At 37.5% G+C, this 20,957-nt stretch carries 22 protein-coding genes; 19 read left to right on the top strand and 3 right to left on the bottom strand.

The genetic code is table 11. The features are described 5' to 3' along the window. The first annotated feature begins 34 nt into the window (after positions 1–34). The 6 genes from MUB24_RS08315 (at position 35) to MUB24_RS08290 (ending at position 6,085) form a co-directional block, all read left to right on the top strand. A complete protein-coding gene (locus MUB24_RS08315; RefSeq protein ID WP_244703055.1) occupies positions 35–943 on the top strand; it encodes a carbohydrate ABC transporter permease in 909 nt (302 codons plus the stop codon). After that, complete coding sequence (locus MUB24_RS08310) at positions 933–1,757, top strand: carbohydrate ABC transporter permease (protein WP_244703054.1); 825 nt, start codon at positions 933–935, stop codon at positions 1,755–1,757. The genes MUB24_RS08315 and MUB24_RS08310 overlap by 11 nt, the downstream gene beginning before the upstream one ends. A 13-nt stretch (positions 1,758–1,770) precedes the next feature. Continuing rightward, positions 1,771–2,880, top strand: a complete 1,110-nt coding sequence (locus MUB24_RS08305) for an ABC transporter ATP-binding protein (RefSeq protein WP_244703053.1) — start codon at positions 1,771–1,773, stop codon at positions 2,878–2,880. A 49-nt stretch (positions 2,881–2,929) separates the two neighbouring features. Then, positions 2,930–3,730 carry a sugar phosphate isomerase/epimerase family protein gene (locus MUB24_RS08300; protein WP_244703052.1) on the top strand — a complete coding sequence of 267 codons (801 nt, stop codon included), beginning with the start codon at positions 2,930–2,932 and terminating at the stop codon, positions 3,728–3,730. A gap of 284 nt (positions 3,731–4,014) precedes the next feature. After that, positions 4,015–4,560: a histidine phosphatase family protein gene (locus MUB24_RS08295; RefSeq protein WP_244703051.1), complete on the top strand. Its 546-nt coding sequence runs from the start codon at positions 4,015–4,017 to the stop codon at positions 4,558–4,560. Between the two features lie 259 nt (positions 4,561–4,819). Next, a complete protein-coding gene (locus tag MUB24_RS08290) occupies positions 4,820–6,085 on the top strand; it encodes a HipA domain-containing protein (protein WP_244703049.1) in 1,266 nt (421 codons plus the stop codon). A 449-nt stretch (positions 6,086–6,534) separates the two neighbouring features. Here the strand turns inward: MUB24_RS08290 and MUB24_RS08285 are convergent, their stop codons facing one another. Together MUB24_RS08285 and MUB24_RS08280 are read right to left on the bottom strand one after the other, a co-directional pair. Beyond that, complete coding sequence (locus MUB24_RS08285; protein ID WP_244703047.1) at positions 6,535–7,437, bottom strand: NAD(P)/FAD-dependent oxidoreductase; 903 nt, start codon at positions 7,435–7,437, stop codon at positions 6,535–6,537. A gap of 63 nt (positions 7,438–7,500) precedes the next feature. Continuing rightward, positions 7,501–7,884 (bottom strand): RrF2 family transcriptional regulator, encoded by a 384-nt coding sequence (locus MUB24_RS08280; protein ID WP_244703045.1) that lies wholly within the window; start codon positions 7,882–7,884, stop codon positions 7,501–7,503. 430 nt (positions 7,885–8,314) lie between these two features. Here MUB24_RS08280 and MUB24_RS08275 point away from each other — a divergent pair, with 430 nt between their 5' ends. The 9 genes from MUB24_RS08275 to MUB24_RS08235 all read left to right on the top strand — a co-directional run bounded on the left by MUB24_RS08275 (position 8,315) and on the right by MUB24_RS08235 (position 17,270). Next, a complete protein-coding gene (locus MUB24_RS08275) occupies positions 8,315–9,262 on the top strand; it encodes a helix-turn-helix transcriptional regulator (RefSeq protein ID WP_244703043.1) in 948 nt (315 codons plus the stop codon). A 94-nt stretch (positions 9,263–9,356) separates the two neighbouring features. Next, the gene (locus MUB24_RS08270) at positions 9,357–9,845 is read left to right on the top strand and encodes a DinB family protein (protein ID WP_244703041.1); all 489 of its coding nucleotides are present in this window, start codon (positions 9,357–9,359) and stop codon (positions 9,843–9,845) included. 26 nt (positions 9,846–9,871) lie between these two features. Next, the gene (locus MUB24_RS08265; protein WP_244703039.1) at positions 9,872–10,930 is read left to right on the top strand and encodes a hypothetical protein; all 1,059 of its coding nucleotides are present in this window, start codon (positions 9,872–9,874) and stop codon (positions 10,928–10,930) included. A gap of 236 nt (positions 10,931–11,166) precedes the next feature. Further along, on the top strand, positions 11,167–11,946 hold the full coding sequence (locus MUB24_RS08260; protein WP_244703037.1) for an ABC transporter ATP-binding protein: 780 nt from the start codon (positions 11,167–11,169) through the stop codon (positions 11,944–11,946). Continuing rightward, positions 11,936–14,101, top strand: coding sequence for an ABC transporter permease (locus MUB24_RS08255; RefSeq protein ID WP_244703035.1), 2,166 nt, complete (start codon positions 11,936–11,938; stop codon positions 14,099–14,101). The genes MUB24_RS08260 and MUB24_RS08255 overlap by 11 nt, the downstream gene beginning before the upstream one ends. 25 nt (positions 14,102–14,126) lie before the next feature. Continuing rightward, positions 14,127–14,792, top strand: coding sequence for a response regulator transcription factor (locus tag MUB24_RS23450; protein ID WP_244703033.1), 666 nt, complete (start codon positions 14,127–14,129; stop codon positions 14,790–14,792). Between the two features lie 8 nt (positions 14,793–14,800). Then, the gene (locus MUB24_RS08245; RefSeq protein ID WP_244703031.1) at positions 14,801–15,838 is read left to right on the top strand and encodes a sensor histidine kinase; all 1,038 of its coding nucleotides are present in this window, start codon (positions 14,801–14,803) and stop codon (positions 15,836–15,838) included. Between the two features lie 187 nt (positions 15,839–16,025). Further along, on the top strand, positions 16,026–16,523 hold the full coding sequence (locus MUB24_RS08240; RefSeq protein ID WP_244703029.1) for a kinase: 498 nt from the start codon (positions 16,026–16,028) through the stop codon (positions 16,521–16,523). A 165-nt stretch (positions 16,524–16,688) separates the two neighbouring features. Then, positions 16,689–17,270, top strand: coding sequence for a DUF4256 domain-containing protein (locus MUB24_RS08235; RefSeq protein ID WP_244703027.1), 582 nt, complete (start codon positions 16,689–16,691; stop codon positions 17,268–17,270). 226 nt (positions 17,271–17,496) lie between these two features. Here the strand turns inward: MUB24_RS08235 and spoIIP are convergent, their stop codons facing one another. Next, positions 17,497–18,621: a stage II sporulation protein P gene (spoIIP, locus tag MUB24_RS08230; protein ID WP_244703025.1), complete on the bottom strand. Its 1,125-nt coding sequence runs from the start codon at positions 18,619–18,621 to the stop codon at positions 17,497–17,499. 338 nt (positions 18,622–18,959) lie between these two features. Between spoIIP and MUB24_RS08225 the strand changes: the two genes are divergently transcribed. The 4 genes from MUB24_RS08225 (at position 18,960) to MUB24_RS08210 (ending at position 20,954) form a co-directional block, all read left to right on the top strand. After that, the gene (locus tag MUB24_RS08225) at positions 18,960–19,112 is read left to right on the top strand and encodes a hypothetical protein (protein ID WP_244703023.1); all 153 of its coding nucleotides are present in this window, start codon (positions 18,960–18,962) and stop codon (positions 19,110–19,112) included. Positions 19,113–19,207: 95 nt separating this feature from the next. Next, the gene (locus MUB24_RS08220) at positions 19,208–19,372 is read left to right on the top strand and encodes a hypothetical protein (RefSeq protein ID WP_244703021.1); all 165 of its coding nucleotides are present in this window, start codon (positions 19,208–19,210) and stop codon (positions 19,370–19,372) included. 465 nt (positions 19,373–19,837) lie between these two features. Continuing rightward, entirely contained in the window at positions 19,838–20,416 is a 579-nt protein-coding gene (locus MUB24_RS08215; protein ID WP_244703019.1) for a TetR/AcrR family transcriptional regulator, read from the top strand. Between the two features lie 100 nt (positions 20,417–20,516). Further along, positions 20,517–20,954, top strand: coding sequence for a DUF4064 domain-containing protein (locus tag MUB24_RS08210; RefSeq protein WP_244703018.1), 438 nt, complete (start codon positions 20,517–20,519; stop codon positions 20,952–20,954). Positions 20,955–20,957 lie beyond the last annotated feature (3 nt).

Here is a 20,957-nt window from a genome sequence, read left to right as displayed (position 1 = left end):
ATAACTGTTTTTAGTGGGAGAGGGGTATAAAAATATGAGCGGTTCAACATTAATAAAAAGACGAATGAATAAGGAGAATTGGAAAGCTTATTGTTTTTTATTCCCTTCTATCCTTATCTTTGCAATCTTTATGTTTTGGCCATTTATATACACGGTTTATTTAAGTTTTTTTGAATGGAACTTGATTAGTCCGACAAAAGAATTTGTAGGTCTGCAAAATTATAAAGAGGTTTTGTCTGATCCTAACACATATAAAATATTTGGAAATACATTTATCTATATTGTTATTTTATTACTTTTAAATTGCATCGTACCATATGTTTTTGCATTCGTTATCGATTTAATTTTAAAAAGATTTAATGGTTTTTATAAAGGTGCACTGTTCTTACCAGCATTTATTTCATTAGTAGTAGGTTCCATATTGTTTACTTGGATATTAAATCCAATATCAGGGCCAGTTGCCATCATCTTAGGTTGGTTTGGTCTTGAAATGCCAAATTGGAGTAAAACAGATGGTTGGGTCATATCGGTATTGAGCTTAATTACTTCATGGAAAGTATTCGGTTATAACTTTATTGTACTCTATGCATCTATTAATGGTGTTTCACGGGAGCTAATAGAAGCCGCACGGTTAGATAATGTCCCTTTATGGAGAATCTTTTTTAATATCGTTTTACCAATGAGCAGTGCAACTGGCATCTATGTCCTTATTATTACTATAGTTCAAGGACTGCAGTATGTTTTTACCCCTATCAAAGTAATTACACAAGGCGGACCTAATTATGCCAGCTCAAACGCTATTTATCATGCCTATCACGAAGCCTTTGTTCTATATCGAACAGGACATTCAGCAGCATTATCAATCTTAACGATGGTTATCTTCCTAGTATTATTGATTATTGAATTTAAATATGTTGAGAGAGGTATCTACTATGAAAATTAGCCGCTTAGTATCGATGCCTTGGCACATCATTTTTTTCATAACCGTATTTATTCTTATCTTTCCTATTATCTTTGCGATTGGAACTTCGTTTAAACCATTAGAGGATGCATATAACAATGTATTAAATATCATTCCATTGCATCCTACATTTGAAAACTATATAACCTTTTTTGATAGCTTACCCGCTTTAAAAATTACGATGAATACGTTCATTATTGCGTCTGTCGTTACCATTTTTAAAGTTATAACATCGTTTTTAGCAGCGTATGCGTTCGTATATTTTCAATTTAAAGGAAAAAACATGTTGTATTTTATATTAATAAGTACAATATTTATCCCATTTACCGTAACAATGATCCCTAATTACTTGATCATTTCTGATATTGGGTTAGCCGATAATGTATGGGGGGTTATTTTACCTCAACTTGCAGATGCAATAGGAATCTTTTTAATTAGGCAGTCGATGAAAACAATCCCATACTCTTTAATTGAGGTCGCTAGATTAGATAATATGGGCCACGCATTAATTATGAAAGATATCATTCTTCCGTTAGTTAGACCGGCTGTTACATCAACAGGCATCTGGTTTTTTATTACTTCTTGGAACGAATATGTATGGCCAGTACTCATTTTAAAAACGACAGAAAATTATACATTGCCCCTAGCTTTGCAAATGTATATTAGTTCGGAAGGTGGAACTAATTTTACAGTGGCGATGGCGGTATCTGTTATCACAATGATTATACCTTTAACTTTATATTTAACTTTCCAAAAATATATTATTGGTACATTTACTTCTTCTGGAATTAAGTAACGGAGGTTTAGGAATGAAGGAAATTAGATTTGAAAATGTTTGGAAATCATATGGAAAAACACAAGTCGTAAAAGGGCTAGACCTTACAATTAAAGAGGGTGAACGCTTGATTCTTCTAGGACCGTCTGGGTGTGGTAAATCTACTACTTTACGAATGATTGCCGGGCTTGAGGATATCACATCAGGTGATTTATATATGAATGATAGAAGAGTAAATGATATCCCTAGTGGGAAAAGAGACGTAGCAATGGTATTTCAAAACTATGCACTATATCCACATATGAATGTTGTCGATAATATTACTTATGGATTAAAGGTACAAAAGGTGCAAAAGGATGAAATTATAACAAGATTAAATACAGTATTAGAAATGCTTCAACTTAAAGGTTATGAAGATCGATTCCCTAAAGATTTGTCTGGTGGACAAAGACAACGTGTTGCATTAGCAAGAGCTGTCGTAAAAAAATGCGATTTTTTCTTACTTGATGAGCCATTATCGAATCTAGATGCCCAGTTAAGAGTTTTAGCTCGTAAAGAATTAGTGAAAATCCATGAAATGTATAAACAAACGATTGTTTATGTAACACATGACCAAATTGAAGCGATGACCGTTGGGGACCGCATTGCGTTAATGAATCAAGGTCAATTACAAATGCTTGACACACCGGAAAATGTTTATCATCGTCCTGCAAATATCTTTACAGCTAAGTTCATCGGTTCACCTCCAACTAATATAGTAGATATGGCTTATCAAAATGGCAATGTTGTGATTGGGGAGCAAATTTTCCAATTAACTCCGATGTGGATAAATCAGATGAATCAAAGTAGTGTGGATAAATTTGTATTTGGTATTAGACCAGAACATCTTGAAATATATAAAGCTCCTCTGGAAAATACATTAAAAGGTAATGTGAAATATGTAGAAAACCAAGGAAGCAATTATGCTATTTATGTTGAATTAGAAGGGAATGAAGTGATTGCAATGAGTGAAAAAAACAAGTGGTATCCAAGTGAAGAAGTTTATTTAAGACCAATAGTAGATCACATTCATATTTTTGATAAGGAAACTACGAATTCCATTGGATATCCGAAGGAATTAAATCATTCATTATTATTACCTTAAAACAATAGTTCTTTTATCAACAATATATACGAAAGAAGGATGATTAGAGATGAATCAAAAAATCTGTTATTCAGACTTACTACTTCTAACAAATGATATTTTTGAAAATATGAATGATTTAATGGAATATGGTGCGGATAAAGTGGAACTATTAATGGATGGGGATAAATGGGATTCTATGGAAGAGTTATTTCAGAAATTTTCATCAAAACTAAAAGAACTACCTGTCGGTTATACAATTCATCCACCGGCATGGGATATCAATCTAACGAGTGAAAATAAAGCAATTAGAGAAGCTTCATTTTTTGAATATAAGAAAGCAATCCAATTTGCTGGGATGGTTGGTGCCAATCACGTTGTCATTCACCCTGGGTTCTGCTTTTCTCCGGTTTTTAATAAGAAACTGGCACAACAACGTGCCGAGGATTATATAAACAAATTGTGTGAAGTTGCTAAACCTTTCAATGTAAAGCTTGCCGTTGAAAATGTAGGATATAATGGAAGTTCGATTTTTACTCAAAATGAGTTTACGAGTTTTCTAGAAAATATTGATGAGACGGCCGGATATTTAATTGATACAGGACATGCAAATTTAAATGGGTGGGATATTCCACAAGTAATAAAAGATGTAAAGAATCGACTGCTTGCACTCCACCTTCACGATAATAATGGAACAGGGGATGACCATTTGCCGATTGGTGAAGGAACTATTCAATGGAAAGAGATTTTTTCTGCGATTAATGAAGATTCGATCCATTGCCAACTTATCTTAGAATACGCACCAGGTACTTCATTAGAAAAATTGATCGAAGGGAAGAAGATTCTTCTTAGAGAAGTTTCAACAACTTGAGATTGGTTGGGACTTTTCCTGATCATCAGAGCGTTCTGAGGTTGGGACAAAAGAGTTTCTATCAAAGTAAAATTTGAACGAACTAGAAACTATGGTTGTGCCTATAATCCGCTCCGGAAATATACTTCGCTTTCCGCGGAGCGTTATCGATGAAATTCACCAAGAAAGAGTAAATTCAAAATTAATCCCATTTAAGGATATCGATAATGAGATAATTCAAATGCTTCAAAAGTTGAAAGAACAAAAGTGCAATGCAAATATACCAGGTTTGTGAAGGAGGAAATATGAATACAAATATTTACATAATTAGGCATTGTGAAGCGGAGGGGCAATCTTCTGATTCACCATTAACAGAAAAAGGGTTCATTCAAGCAAATGAACTATCTGATTTTTTATCTGATAGAAAGGTTGACCGAATTATTTCCAGTCCTTTCTTAAGAGCTATTCAAACGATAAAGCCATTTGCAGAGAACAAGAATATAGAAATTGAGATGGATAGCCGTTTAAGCGAACGTGTCCTTAGTTCCAGTTTTTTTCCAGATTGGATGGATAAACTGGAAGCGACATTCAGGCGTATGGATTTAAAGTATGAAGGTGGAGAATCCAGTAACGAAGCCATGAATCGTATTGTAGAAGTTGTAAATGATATTGTGGCAAGTGATTCTAAAAATACGATTATCGTGGCACATGGAGGCATTATATCTTTATTATTAAATCACTATGATAACAATTTTGGTTTTGAGCAATGGAAAGGTCTCAGTAATCCTGATGTGTATTTATTAAGACTTACAAATAATAATGCTAATTATAAACGTTTGTGGAAAGGCTAATTAGTTTGCCGACAAATGTGTGTTAGACATGCTCATTCAACCTATACGCTAGACGAGTTAGAAAGACCTTTGGCTGAACCCAAAATTTTCACTGATGGTACTTTTATATTTCTAGCATACGTTTTAATCATTTTGTTACATGAGAATGAAGATGGTAAACGAAAAGGAAGCAAAAAAAAGGAATTTGCGGTATGATTAAAGGACAAGAAACAAGGACTGGAAGGAAGTAAACTCCAAATCAGGAAAGGAGTGAAACATCATGGCTGAGCGGAAAACTAAATTTGTTTTAAAACATAAGAAAATCTCGGTTGCGGAAATCGAACTAGATGAAGCAACCGGATTTATTGCCAAAATTGGCGAGGTCTTTGATGAGCGACATGTTCCCGTAGGTGTTCCCGTAAAACGGGGGAAAATAGATCGTACTACGCTGAATGAATGGTGGCGTGGACGTGCGATTCCGGCAAGTCGCAATGGGATTCGTGAAGCACTGGAAGAATTGAAATTATCAACAACACAAAAATTGCTTGATAAAAGCTTTGGTCTCAGCTTATCGGATCAATACTGGATTTGCCCAACAGACGCGGCGTTGGAATGGGGCGAGCTGAATTTCTTTCACCATGACTTTTCCGAAGATGTGGGAAATATTTTGCTTGGAAAAAAACGTGGTTCAGGGGAAGAAATCAGTTTGATGTCACCAGACAACACATCAGATGGCTGGCTAAGGAAAAAATGGACAATTCTTAATGGCAAGCGTTGTTTGGTTAAAGGCGGAAGCGGGGCAACCCAACAGGAGCCTTATAATGAAGTGTTGGCAAGCCGAATCATGGAGCGTCTGGGAATTCCCCATGTTTCTTACACGTTGCTGGTACAAGACAATTACCCTTACAGTGTCTGTGAGAATTTTATTACGCCTGATACAGAGCTGGTGACCGCATGGTATGTGATGCAGACGCAGCCAAAACCAAACCATGTTTCTGTCTATCAGCATTACATCAACTGCTGTGAAACGCTTGGTATTCCTCAGATGGTCGATGCACTGGATCGAATGATTGTGTTGGATTACCTGATTGTCAATGAAGATCGCCATCAAAATAACTTTGGTGTCATTCGCCATGCTGAAACGTTGGAATGGGTTGGTGCAGCTCCGATTTATGATAGCGGTTCCTCCCTGTGGTTCTCCAAACCGAATGGCCTGATTTCAGCGACAAGTAAAGTGACCTGTAAACCGTTCAAAACGGACCATGAGGAGCAATTGAAACTGGTCAAGTCATTCAATTGGCTGGACCTATCCAAATTAGACGGAATTGAGGAAGAACTAAGGGAGATCATGAGCGGCTCGCTGTTTGCGGATGAGGCCAGGCAAGATGCTCTTTGCACTGCATTGCGTCAACGTATTGAAATGCTGCAACAGTTTATACAGACGAGTGCGAAACAAATATGGACAGACGATCAGCGCATGGATGTGCAAATGAACCTGGCTTATAGCGGTTCAGAAAGCAAAGAAGATAGGGAGTCAGAGCGTTAGGTTCCAGGTGTTCTCCTTTGCCAGATGCTCTCAGCAAGGATATAGAAGAGGAGTACATTGCGCCGCGTTTTTCATATTTTACTGCTTTCGTCATCTAAGTCAGATAAAACGCCTTAAAATAAATAAAGCGGAACACACGGCCCAAGCGGATAGGTAAGATCATCGCTTGGGCTAGTTCTTCGAGTATATGCTTTAACCCTCACCCAGCAATCATAAAGCGACGAGCCATTCCTACAAGAGGATGTTCAAAAAAGATTGAAATGGCGTTAAATAATTATTTGCAAAAAAATAAATAATGTAGGAATTGGGACACCACACTGCCTGGTGCTAATATGCTGACATCATCAGGCTGTTCCTTGGCTTGGCTCTATTCGAGACATGTTTGCCATAGTGTGCTTTTGGAAACTGTTGCACAATTTATTTCCCATTGTGCAACAGCCCCAATCCATTCATTTTGTAAACTCTTTTTCAAATTGCTGCATCATCATCATTTTCGCCGTCATGCCACCGTTTGCTGCTGCATCAATCAACTGTCCAGCAAAGCTCTCCTTTGCTTCTCCTGCCACAAATAGACCTGGGATACTGGTCTGCCCTAACGAATCGACTTTAAATTTCCCTGTTTCATCCCGCTCAATTGGTAAAGACTTGAGAAAGTCAAAGTTTGTATCCCAATTAACATAGGTAAAGGCACCTTCAATCGGAACCTCAACCCCATTTTCCAGTTGAAGTGCAGTCACTTGGCCATCTTGACCTTTCATTCCGATTACCTTCTGATGGTATAAAGGGATCTGTTTCTTTTTTAATAATTGTTTTTCTGCTTGATCCAATACATCTGTTCCGTCTGTAAATAGAATAATTTCCTTAGCGAAATTCGTTACAATTTTAGCTAGGTGCATGATTGCTTGGGTTGGATTAATAATTGCTAATGTCTTATTTCTCATTTCATAGCCATCACACCAAGGGCAATAAAAGACCGACTTGCCATAAAAAGCTTCTATATTATCAATGTTTGGGAGGCTTTCCCGTAATCCTGTTGCTATTAAAACCTGTTGTGTTACATACGAGCTGTTTTTGGTTGCCACATAAAAAAGATTATTTTTCTTCGTTACTTCTATCACTCGATCATCGGTTTGTTTTACATGCTTATATTTGGTCACATCATTTGCTGCCCTTTGCCGGAATAGCCTTGGAGGAATACCGTCTTGTGTTAAATAACCATGTGATTCATCCGTTACTTGATTACGCGGATTGTGATCATCGATGACTAGCGTATGTCTCATTCCTCTTCCAAAATTCAGAGCTGCACTTAAACCAGCTGGTCCACCGCCGATAATAATTGCTTCATATATCATTAAATCACCTTCCTATATATTATAGATTCACAATATCCCTAATTAGACAAGAAAGATCCTAGGCTATGTTAGATCTTTCAATGACTTGCTTTTTAAAGAATGAAGCAAGTTGTTTTCTGCTTCTTTCATAATGGCCTGGATCTTACATCCATCTCCATGATCGAAGCTATCTTCAAATAAGGTTTGTTCACCGTCAATGGCAACGACGATATCGTAAATGGTGATCGAATCCCAATTCTTTCTTAATTGATATCCTCCTTTTGCGCCGCTTGAGGCGGTTATATAACCGGCTTTGACTATTCTGGTGAGCACCTTTGATAGATAGGTGGCAGAAACATCTAACGAGCCGGCCAATTCTTGAACCGGAACCTTTTGGGTGTCGGCATTATGTTTAATAAGATATAATAATGCATGTAGTGCATAATCCGTTGCCTTGGAGAATTTCATTTGTCAAGATCAGTCCTTCAATTAAAGATATTGTGAATCTATAATAACTTAGTTTATACTTGCTTACAAGAAAAAAGTATTCATACGTTATATAAAGTGGAATAGATGGAACATAATGTTTTCAATTAAATTGCAAAAAATATAATACAGAAGATAGAATAAGATTAGCGAAGATCATTGCTACTAGGAATCTCGCAGTCCAAACCTAACTTTTTAAAAGTTTTCCGTTATAGCAGCGTCTGCTAAGACATGGGGGCGTTGGAGAAGCCAGGCTTACCAATAAAATTATGGGAGGAGAAATGAATGGCAATAAGCAAATACCATTGGATAACATACGGTAGGTTCATTTTGATTGGAATTGCAGCAGTTTGGAATATGATCCGAAATAGCGGGATGATTGAAGTAAGACTTTAAATATGGAGGAACGATCATGTCCAAAACACAGCGTTTAATCGAGTTAATGATGACAGTGAATACCAAGCGTAAGTTCACAGCAAGGGAGTTAGCGGAGGAGTTTGGAGTTTCCTATCGTACCATTCTTCGAGATTTGGATGAATTGAGTGCAATCGGTGTTCCTCTCTATTCCGAAGTTGGTGCAGATGGTGGCTATTATGTACTAAACGAACGAATGCTTCCTCCGGTCTTTTTAAAGGAATCAGAAGCGGTTGCCCTTTATTTTGCCTTCCAATCCCCGCAATTTTTCGGTTCTCTTCCTTTTGAAACGGAAACGGGGTTTGTTTTAAAGAAGCTTTATCAATACTTACCTTCAGATGCAAAAATCCGTATTGATTCAATGAAGGATCGAATTGTTTTTTGGAATCCAAACCGTGTTCAGCCTGCCGATCATCTGGAGATCATATTGGATGCCGCCGTTGATCAATCCGCACTATCTATTCATTATGACAGCCGGGATGGCGTAAGGGAAAGAGTCATTCAACCAATTGGTTTGTACAGCTACAACGGGTTTTGGTACTGTCCTGCCTATTGCTTTCTACGCCAGGATGTTCGCTTGTTTCGTGCCGACCGAATTATAAAAGCGGTAGAAACGGATAAGGAAACATCGCTGGACTTGCCCTATAAATCTGTTATGGATTGGATTGAATTATCCGAAAAGGGATGTCCTGATCCAGTTACTTTATCTGTAGAATTTACAAGAGAGGGTGCCCGTCGTGCGATGTCGGAGTTGGATTTGGAACGTTTTTTGATGATATGCGAGGATGGAGCAGGTTTGATTCATACGAAAATCCCCAAATCGGAATTGACCTATTTTGTAGATCTTATTTGGAATTTTGGCTGCGAGGCTATGATAAAGGAACCTCCAGAAGCTATCACGTACATGAAGGAAAAATTGAAAACGCTTGTAGAACAATACCGTTGACCTTCTTTTTAAAAAAATAAGATGAATGTTGACATGATTTGTCACTATTCCATGATAGATTGAAAAGGAAATCAGAAATGGAAGGATGAGCGCAATGAACGCAGTAAACATTTTAAGGAATGAACTTTTGGATGAACTTGAAGTAGGTGTCCGTTCTATGGAAGGTTTACTGAGAAAAGTACGAGCACGGGATTGGGGATATCAGCCAGCAGACAATATGCGGAATCTAGAAGAATTAGCTAAACATATTGTAGCCATTCCGGAGGTAGACCTTAATATTTGGCAGGAAAAAGATCAAGCGACGATTCAAAAATTGGAAGTAAAGTACGATAACTTGGAATCAGCAGATGCGATGATTGAAGCCATGAACAATGGTTTTGAAGGTTATAAAACTTTTATGCTGTCTTTGTCCGACGAAGACTTTTTAACGAAAAAGTCAAAGCCCTTTTATCTGGAAGAAGGCGCTATTCAAGCTCATTGGCTTGTTGAAGAAGTTTCTCATTTCTTTCATCATCGAGGGCAATTTTTCAATTACTTGAAGCAGCTTGGTTATGATGTAAACATGTTTGATTTATATGTCTAATGATTGTAGTGGTTGGAGGTGAATGCATGTTGAATAAGGAAAGAATCATTTGCGAACGACTGAAAAGGCAAAAGCTCGTGGAGCCACTAAGAGACATTCACGATACAGAAGCTTATGAACAGCTATTTCGTTTACTACAGCCTGTCGCTCCTGTCTCTAATAGTCGTCCCGGCAACCCGCCGCAGTTAGTACACAGGACAACCTTTGATGATTCCTTGTTAGCGGGAAACTTACGCAAAAAACATAGATTAGTAAAAGGGCGTTTCCAAGCTGGGAGAATCGGATATGTTTTGGAAGACGATTTGAGTTTGTATGCTACTATTTATCGAAAACCGATTCAAAAAGTAACACTACTTCATGAAGAAATTTTATCGATGATTCAACTTTCTGGTGGAATATCAAAGGATCAGTTGAAAGAAGAATTGCCCTATAAAGCAAAGGAAATCACCGCTGCGTTGAAAAGGATGCAAGAAGCTTTTTTGGTATATGAATCACAAGTTGATACTGACTGGAATACGGGCTGGTTTGACTTTAGGACTGAATGGGGCGAAATTGAAATACAGAAAGATACCGTATCTCTAGTTTCCGATATGCTCTTGCGTTTCTTTAATGTCATTGTCTTCGCTACCCTAGAGCAAATTAGAAGCTGGTCGCAGTTAAAACTCAAAACGATACAAAGTGCTCTAGACCTGCTAATGGAGCATGGACAGATTGTTAAAATAACAATCAATGATCTCGGTGAAGGATTTATACAAAAGGAAGATCTAGGGTTGATTGACGAAAAAATAACTCCATCGGTTTTCATGCTTGATAAATCGGATTTCCTGGTGAGGGTATATATGAATGAGTTAAAAGAGATGTTCAAAGAACGGGAAGTTCTGCAATATCTTTTGATTGATGGGGAGTTTAAGGGAGCAGTACTTGGGCATTGGCGAATCGGTCCGCATGATATTGATGATGTTGAACTTTGCCTCGCCCAAGAAGAAGCGGAAGATAGGAAAAAAGAAATCATGGATGTCATCAGACAAGTTTATTCCGAGGATACAACCTCTATTCTTCGCTTTAATGGAGAGGGTATTTCGTGAAATCGTGTGACGAAAGTTGAAAATAAAATTGTTGAAAGACAATGCCACTTTCGAGGGATTAACCGAAAATATATGAATTTAAAAAAGAAGTAGGAAAAAGGATCGGAAATAATAGTGATCAAAATCTTTCAAGCAACCTTTCTTCCTATTCCCTTACATCATTTGTAAGTGTTTCTAGTCCTTTATCCTGTTTATAATGTGTATAACTCAACTTTGTTATAAAGGAGCGGTACACAGTGGTCAGACAAGGAAAATTACTAGAAGTTCAAGACTTACAAAAAAACTATGGAAAGAACAACAATATCACAAAAGCTTTAAATGGTGTTAGTTTCGATATTCTCCAAGGAGAATTTTTAGGTATAATGGGTCCAAGCGGCTCTGGTAAAACGACATTGTTAAACTGCATCGCGACGATTATCAAGCCAACATCGGGACGCGTGCTTTTAAACGGGAAAAACATCAGCGCTTTTGACAGTAAGGATTTAGCCGAATATCGAGGGAGTCGGATTGGCTATTTGTTTCAAGACTTTGCACTGCTGGATAATCTAACGGGACAAGAAAATATATTATTACCACTGTCTATTCATGGAATGGATTTTGCAAAAGCACGTGCTAAATTAGAGGAATTAGTAGATTTTTTCGAGATTACAGATATTCTTCATAAATTCCCATCTCAGATGTCTGGGGGACAAAAGCAAAGGGTAGCGGCTGCACGTTGTTTGATTTCTGATCCGGATATTGTTCTTGCGGATGAACCGACAGGAGCATTAGACACACGTTCAGCAAGAATCCTAATGAATAAGTTGGCAGGGATTAATAGAAGTAGTGGAAGAACGATTTTGATGGTCAGTCACGATCCAAATGCAGCTAGTTTTTGCTCAAGGATTCTCTTTATTCAAGATGGTGTCATCTTTCATGAACTGCGTCGCAAACATGATGAGTCACAAGAGAAATTTTATGAAAGAATTTTGCAGTTACTCGCTCAGCTTGGGGGAGGAAGCGCAAATGTTCTCTAGGCTGATTTATCGTAATGCGAAACGAAGTCGTAAGGAGAATTTAATCTACTTTGCGACACTAGTTACAGCAGTAGCCTCGTTTTATATTATTCTTTCACTTGGGAGACAAGATGTTATTTTATTCTTAAGGGAGTTTGAAAGTGATGCGATCGATAAACTTTTAGCTCAGATGCCAATTGTATATGTTTTTGCCTTATTTTTATTGTTTTTCTTGATTTTATTTGCTAATCGGTACCAATTAAATCGAAGGAGTAAAGAGTTTGGTCTTTATCTTATGTTAGGAATGCGCAAGGAGCGCCTTGTTCTGGGGCTTTTAGCAGAGGGGGGCATTACGTCTGCTTTGGCCCTGATTGGTGGCCTTTTAATCGGTGGATTTTTAGCAGAGATCATCAGTTTGACGGTTTCTAAATTAGTTGGACAAGGAATTATCGGTCATCAAATTAGCTTTTCGATAGGTGCGATAATATTCACCATTATTGGTTTCTTATTGATCCAGTTTATCGCATTAGTCATTCTTGGTGGAAAATTATTTAATCAAGAGGTCCAGCAATTACTTTATGAGCAAACGGACAAGAAACAAGATATGGGGCATTTGAAAGGCAACGTATTTAATCTATTAGTAGGTGCTGTCTTACTAGGTGTGGCATATTGGATTGTTTTATATCGTTTGATGGATTTTGCAGGATTGCTTCTGTTTGTGGCATTGACACTTGGAAGTTTAGGAACGATCCTTTTTATGAGGGGATTTGGAAAATTACTGGGGTTACTTACAAGCTTATCCGAGCGTAAATCGACGAAAGGGTTGCACACATTTACATTAAGGCAGTTCCAAGAGAACGTGGCTAATAAATCCACTTCAGTTGCAGTCACATCGATTCTCATCACGTTGTCAATCATTTTGCTAGCAAATGGTGCTTCAACGATTATGGGTTTAGAAAATGTCCTTACTAGGGATTCCTCGTTATATGATTTTACTGTGGAGGGGGATGATCAAAAGGTCGAGCAATTCCTTACTTCAGAAAAAATGGCACCATATGTAGAGGACTTAAATTTTCTAAAAATCGGACGAATGAACTATCGGGCTGAACGTGGGGAAGATGACTTGCCTTTATCGTTAGTTGATTGGTCTAAATTAAGAGAGCAAATTATTATGGCGCTGCCAAGCGACTATAAAGAGCAAATTTTATCTGGAGAAATGCAGGGTTACACGATCAGTTCGGAAAACCCTGAAGCATTGAATCTGCTTGGGGTCCTAGAAATTGATGCAACAGCACCTTACCTTATTCCGGAATCATCTTATAATGGGCTCTTAGAAGCGATAGGGGAAAAACCACTGAATCTGCATGCAGATGAAATTGCTTTATACTTTAATCCAGATTTTATGCCTATGGATAATTTAGATCGCATGCCTGTACTAGATCATATTCTCGAAAAGGCGGAAAAAGAAGGGCAAAATTTGATGAGTATTCATGATCAGGAAATGTTTATACGCCCATCCATCCCAAAGAGAGGATTAGTCGCAGACCGTTCCGTAGAAATAACTTCAGCCTTTATCGTCCCTGATCCTATGTTTGAACAATTATTAGATACGGAAACTTATGCGTCCTATTGGAATTTTCGCATCCCACAAAAGCTGCAAGACGAACAAGGTTTAATGAAACCAATGATGGAGGCTAGGGACTTATTAAAAACTTCAGGCTTCCAGTTTGAAAGTTATTTACAAAACTTTGGACGTAAACTTTTCTATGTTGTTGCTGGAAGTTATACGACACTATATATGGGATTCTTATTCTTGATTAATGCTTGCACGGTATTAGCTTTACAATTTTTGACACAGATGAAGCAGACAGGCGGCCGCTATGTAACGCTTTCCATGTTAGGGGCAAAACGTCATCAAATGAAAAAATCGGTGCATCGACAGGTGTTGTTGACCTTTCTGTTACCTATGTCTCTTGCATGTGTTAGTGGAGCTATTGGTATATGGGCCATGATTTCAAATGTTATTATTGACATCGAAGACAATGCGTTACTATATCCTATTGCCTTTAGCTTTGCATGTATGGTAGTCTTAATTTTCGCGATTTATGGAGTAGCCGTTGCCCGTTCTGCTGATCATGAGATTGATAAATTGCGTTGGAAGCCAAATATAGATTAAGGGAAAAATCGAAGGAGGTGCTGAAGTGGCGAGGATTACAATTGTCGAAGATGATGTATGGATGAGAGAAGAGTTAATGGATATATTGCAAAAGGCCGGGTTTGAAGTGCTAGCCATTACAGGTTTTCAAGATATCGTTGCTCAAATCGTCACTTTGGCACCAGACCTAGTCTTATTAGATATCAATTTACCGGACCAATCAGGATTTGACATATGCAAAAGTCTAAAATCAAAAGGGATTGGTCCCATCTTGATTCTTACATCTAGAGATAAGTTACAAGATGAGTTACATAGTCTCGATTTAGGGGCAGATGATTATCTCACAAAACCATGCAATCGAGATCGATTATTAGCGCGCATTCAGAACTTGCTCAGAAGATTTGAAGGACAACCAGGCTTGATCGATGGTGGCAGTTTTTTGCTAGACCCCAATACCTTTACTTTATATAAGGGATCGCAATCATTATTGTTACCAGCTAATGAAGGGAAAATTTTATTGGCTTTAGTGCAGCATAGACCTGAGATTGTATCCAAAAGGGCACTGAGTGAATTTTTATGGGGAACAGATCAATATATAGACGAAAACGCCCTGCAAGTGAATCTAACTCGCTTACGAAAAACACTGCGGCAAATAGACTTGGAGAATCAAATTGAAACAATAAGGGGTCAAGGTTACCGACTTAGGGGGTAGGGGAAGCCATGAAAGGGATAAAGCAAATCTATGATTGTGTTCATGCATACAAACATTGGTTCCTTATGTTGATGGCTACAAGTCTCCTTTTTAGTTTTTTAGCTTGGTTGGCCTATCCCGAAACGTTTAAGGTTTTAGTAGGGCTCATGATTGTTTTTACTATAGCCATGATATCGCTGGCTGTCTTCATGATCATTAGAAAGCAAAAAATAATCGAAGCTGCCTTTCAGGATTTTTTGTTAGAAGCGAATGAGACGAACGAAGAAAGATTATGCCGGGTATCTCCTAAGACACATTGGTCGTTTATCCGTAGAATGGGGGATCTTATAAGATCCTATCAGTCGGAACTGAATGAGCAAGTGATTGAGCTGGCCGATTATGAAAACTATATAGAAGGATGGGTGCATGAAATTAAAAAGCCTCTATCATTGATGACATTGGTATTAGATAATCGCAGTGACGAAATGTCTCCCCTTGTTAGACAACGTATGCTTCATATTAGAGATCAAATGCTTGGAGACGTAGGGAGAATTCTATATTTTGCAAGACTTGGGGCTACGCATAAAGATTATATTTTTGAGCCGATAAACTTAGGCCAATTTTGTAAACAGACAATAGAAGACCATCAAACACTACTAGACGAATCCGGTTTTCATATACGGATTATAGGTGAAGAACAAGAAATTTTATCTGACCGCAAAGGATTAGCTTTTATATTAGAACAAATAATCTTTAATAGTACGAAACATGTTGCACGGAACCAGGATCGTCCAGTTCTGAAGTTTGAAACGGTTTATGATGAAGTGAGTGATCAACCCATTTTACATATTTGTGATAATGGACCTGGTGTATCTAAAGAAGATTTACCATTTATCTTTGATAAGGGCTTTACTGGAGGGCGAGGTACTTATACAAGGCAAGCAACAGGGATGGGACTCTTTTTAGTAAGCAAGATGGCTCATGATTTAGCCATTCAGTTGGATGCAAAATCAGAGCTTGGTTCGGGGTTGACCATATCGCTCATATTTCCAAATGTGAAGCAATAAACTGTTTCACTTTATTCCAAGTGATAGAGGATAGTATATTATACTTAGCTTGTGGAATAACACAGCTGATGGATTAGACTAAAAGTCGGAAATAGATTGTGAAGAATTATACTTAAACTAGCAAGACATAACAGTCTAATTTAAGGAAATAGTGAAATTCAAATGTTAGATACAATGAGGGGAGAAAATGGAATCTAAGCTAATTATTATACGAGGGAATTCTGGGAGTGGAAAAACAACGACTGCGAAACGTCTTCAAAATCATTTGGGACATGGAACATTATTGGTTTCTCAGGATGTCGTTCGCCGTGAAATGTTGAAGGTTCACGATAGAGAAGGGAACCTTTCAATTGATTTGATTCGCCAAATTGCAGAATATGGCAAAGATAAGTGTGAATTTGTTATTGTGGAAGGAATCTTGTATAAAAGTCGTTATGGTGAAATGTTAAATAACTTAATCCAGTTTTATCACCAAAAGACATATACCTATTATTTTGATTTATCCTTTGAGGAAACCGTTATACGTCACAATTCTAGTGCAAAAAGGATGGAATTCGGAGAAGATTCTTTGCGTGCCTGGTGGAATCCAAACGATTATCTTGGCGTGGGTGGAGAAACAATACTGACGAATGATATGTCACAGAACGATGTATTGAAACTGATTTTAAATCAATTGCAAAAGTAATTATATCGATTGGTTTGAAATACTAATGTTCTTCTTCGACTAGCAGCGTCTCGAATATTAAACGTCGCATCAAATCTGGTCCAAAACTGTAGAATCCATTTTGATTGATCTCTTTTTATATATACTTAAATCATTACAAGTAAACACAATAAGGGGGAAACGAACATGACAAAGAGTGATATAATCGGCAATAAAAAGGAGTTGTCACTAGAACAACGTGAAGCATTACTCAGCGTATTGAAAGCCCGTTTTGAGAAAAACATGCACCGACATAAAGGTCTTGAATGGGTTAAAGTCCAAGCAAAGCTGGAAGCGAATACTGAAAAACTGTGGTCGCTCAATGAAATGGAAAGAACTGGCGGTGAACCGGATGTTGTAGGTTATGATAAAAGTGAGGACGAATACATTTTTTATGATTGTTCAGCGGAAAGCCCTAAAGGTCGCAGAAGTGTTTGCTACGATCGAGAAGGGCTGGAGTCAAGGAAAAAACATAAACCGGAAAATAACGCTATGGATATGGCAACCGCCATGGGCATTGAACTTTTAACGGAAGAACAATATCGTTCGTTGCAGAAACTTGAAAAATTCGATATGAAAACGTCAAGTTGGGTGCAAACACCCTCTGATATTAGAAAACTCGGCGGTGCCCTTTTTTGTGATTATCGCTTCGGTCACGTATTCGTGTATCACAACGGTGCGGACTCCTACTATGGTGCCAGAGGATTCCGTGGCTCGTTAAGGGTCTAAACTTTGCACAGACAGCTACATTTGAATTTAAGAACGGATTACCTAGGGAAAGGCTTTCATTTCATTCTTCCTTCCTATCTGTCCCTAATGGAATAACACAAGTAGCAAACGATATTGTTAGGACAGAAAAATACCCCCACTTTAGAGATGGCTAAGAAACCATCTCTAAAGTGGGGATATTACATGGTTAAAAGCACAAATATGGAATGCAGCATATACGCTAGTATTATTGTTTCTGCGCTTCATTCTCTTTCCAATAATAATCTGCAAATACTTCGGCAAAAGCATCAATAGTTCTATTAATTTCCTCAATCGTGTTGTCAACACCTCCTAATTCTATTAATATGGCTCTGTCAGAGACATCTTGGTTGTATACTCCATCTCCGTCATTTTTAGTTTTCAAGAAAATTCCACGACTGATACCGGGATATCTTTTCTCAAGTTCTGTATTAATTTCTTTAGAGAATTCTAGGTTTCTTTCGTAATTTTTGTTTTCTTTCCCTATTATAAAATATAATCTAGCATATGACTTTCCTTCTATATTTTTTGTAGTTACTTCTTTTCTAGCTGAATCACGATGCAGATCTATAAAATATTTATATTTTTTATTACTTGATATCGCTGCATTCACAATTTCATTGGATACTTTGTAAGAATCAGAGTAACTCCATTGCCTTTCTAGTAATTCATTATTCACATTAGTTTTATCATGGCCTGTCCCTATCCCCATTTTACTCAGGTTATTACTTAATCTGGCTCCAATCGCGATAACATTTGCATTATTATTAGAGCTAATAGCTTCATTAGGCTTAGACGCATCTTTGAGTAAAGGAAGGAAAGATTCACGACTATGTGTATGATAGATAAATACACTTTTAGGACCATTCTCCTTCTCATGCTCTTGCTCGGTTTTTTTTTCGTTCGTGTCTTTGTTAAAATGGTCGGAAACTTCTTTTTCTTTAAAGTTTATAGGTGGTGGTGATTCATACGGTAGGGTAGTTAAATCGGTTCCTTCTCCCGCAACTATTATCTTTGTGTCATAGCTTGCTAATCCAGGGATTTCATTAATCATAAAGCTATTGAAATCGGTTGGTTTTATATTAATCGTTAATTTAAGAAGTACCTCTGATATATTTCTAAATGTAAAATAATCATTTTGCTGTGTAGAAAAAAATGTACGGTTTTCAGATTTCATCACTTGCATAAATAATTCTTCTGCTTTTATATCCTCAAACAAATTTCGCAATCCTTCTGATTTATATTCAAATCTTAAGATAATACCAAATATTAGGATTGCAATGATAATTATTATGATGAATAAGGGAAGATCCTTATTGGTATGTACTTTCATTATTATCCAACTCCTAGTATAGTAAGGTTTAAAGTCTAGTTTTTTCTCTTATATCTATCAATATGTTTTTATAGGATTAATATTCATAGGATTTTGATCAGAGCCGTCAAGATATGGATAAGATTAAACAAATGATTGTTTCACATGCCCGTAGGATATGGCATACGAAAATAAGTAAAATCACTTTAAGTTCTTTTTCGATGGTTGGATTTTAACAGACAAAAAAGAAAAGTTCATTATATTTATTAGACGAACCAACCACTAGATTACATCCAAATGATGTCACTCAATTATTAAAATTATTGGATAGACTCGTAGATGCTGGGAATACCGTTATTATGGTGGAACATAATAGCCAAATGATAAGAGCCTCTGACTGGGTTGTTAATTTAGGCCCAGAAGGAGGAGAAAAAGGTGGTCAAATTATTGCTGAGGGAACACCAGATGAGATTATGAAAAGTCTGAAATCTCATACAGGGGAGTATTTGTAACATATGGAACAGGGGGCAGGAAACTCGTTCCACCATTTTTTACAGGGACAACAAACCTGCCCCTCTGTCCCAACAGGATGGCCTCAGGAAATGGTATGAATACGAAAGAGGATGCAGCTAAGGCAATTGGTGCTGAAACTCCACTACCACCCCACGTTGGTGCTGCAGAAGATATTGCAAATGGAATTATCTATCTAGCAAGCGATGACTCAAAATTTGTAATGGTGTTTATAAAGAAAAAAACTAGTTGTTACTCGTAGCTAGTTAATCTTTTTCAAGCTATAAAGGAAAAGCCTAGAAATCTCCATCCTAATAACCTAGGCTCTTTTATCATACCTTCATGCAGGTTGTGCCTCATTATTGGGTTCAGGTGCCAGGTACTGAAACAGTTCCGAATGGTTTCAGTACCTGGCACCCATGCATAAAAACTGGTGGATTATAGTTTGGCAACTCCCAATTCAATTAATAATGTTTGGATTGTGGTAAGGAAGACGAGGTACCTGAATATGTAGTGGAAGAATTTCATTTTGATTTGAAAGAAAATGAAGAAGTGGAGGCAGTCTGCCCTTTTTTGTCATTTCACCATGCGACAAGTGAGGAATATCCCAAGTGAATAATCTTCATTTGGGACACGGAGAGGACTTGCTTTGAAAAAAGTTGCACCGGAACTCCAATTGTGATATTGTATGAATGAAAAATAAAATATTCATTCAGAGGTGTGTAATATGAAGGATATAAAGGCAGAAATATTCAACTGTGGTAAGGCTATATTCCAATCTAAAGGATATAAAGACACAAATATCTCAGACATTACTAAAATGGCTGGGACAGGGGTCGGAACTTTTTATAACTACTACTCCTCAAAAGAGCAACTCTTCTTAGACGTTTATATGAGTGAAAACAAACAAATAAAAAATCGGATTGTAGAATCGCTTGATGTAAATGAAGATCCCATCACGCTTGTGAAGGAATTCATGACACAGAGCTTCGAGGCCATGCATTCAAATAGGATACTGCAAGAATGGTATAACAGAGATGTCTTCCGTAAATTGGAAAAGCACTTCCGTGAAAACCCAAGTATAGATGATGATTCGATCCGCAGCTTCTTCGTGGGGCTGTTAAAACAGTGGAAAGCGGATGGGAAAATAAGAAGTGATATAGATGATGATCTTTTAGCAGCCTTTTTTGACTCCTTAGCTTATATCGATTCCCATAAGGAAGACATCGGGATTCAGCATTTTCCTGAGATTATTCAATACCTTGTAGAGTTTATCATGAAAGGTTTAACCAATTGCCGTAAATAGAGAGAGAAGCGGCATTCTTTATCGCCATAATGTGAATGAATTAAAATATATTCATTCTAATTTCCGAAGGACTATTTTATTTAAACGGAGGTTTATTCATATGAAACGTACAGTAGAAATCGTATTAAGTGTCCTGGGATTTATAACTAGTCTTGTCATGGTTGGAACGGGTGTCGTTTTTTTGTACCTCAAAGATAATGAGGCTTTTCTACGATATTTGGATTCCGGTTGGAGTGAGAGCCAAAATGCTTACACCCTGGAACAGTTGGGTCAAGCTGGTACGATGTTTATTTTGCCCGGAATTATCGGCATTGTACTTGGAGTAGGTGCTGCAATGATATTGAAAGGAAATCGTAGCCCAAAACTTGTAGGATGGGGACTGATTATAGTATCGGTAGTGATTAGTATCATTTCAGTAATCGGAATGATTCCCGTTTTATTCTTTATTATTGCAGGGATTATGGCTTTGGTTAGAAAGCCAAAAGGTAATGCGGAAAGGCAAAAAAATTCCCAGTGGTTCGTTGAGGAGAAGGAGTGAAAG

Origin of the sequence: Lederbergia sp. NSJ-179 (assembly GCF_022867885.1) — a bacterium.
Taxonomy (GTDB): Bacteria; Bacillota; Bacilli; order Bacillales; family Bacillaceae_C; genus Lederbergia.
The sequence above is the reverse complement of the archived record's forward strand: the minus strand, read 5'-3'. Positions and strand labels throughout refer to the sequence as shown.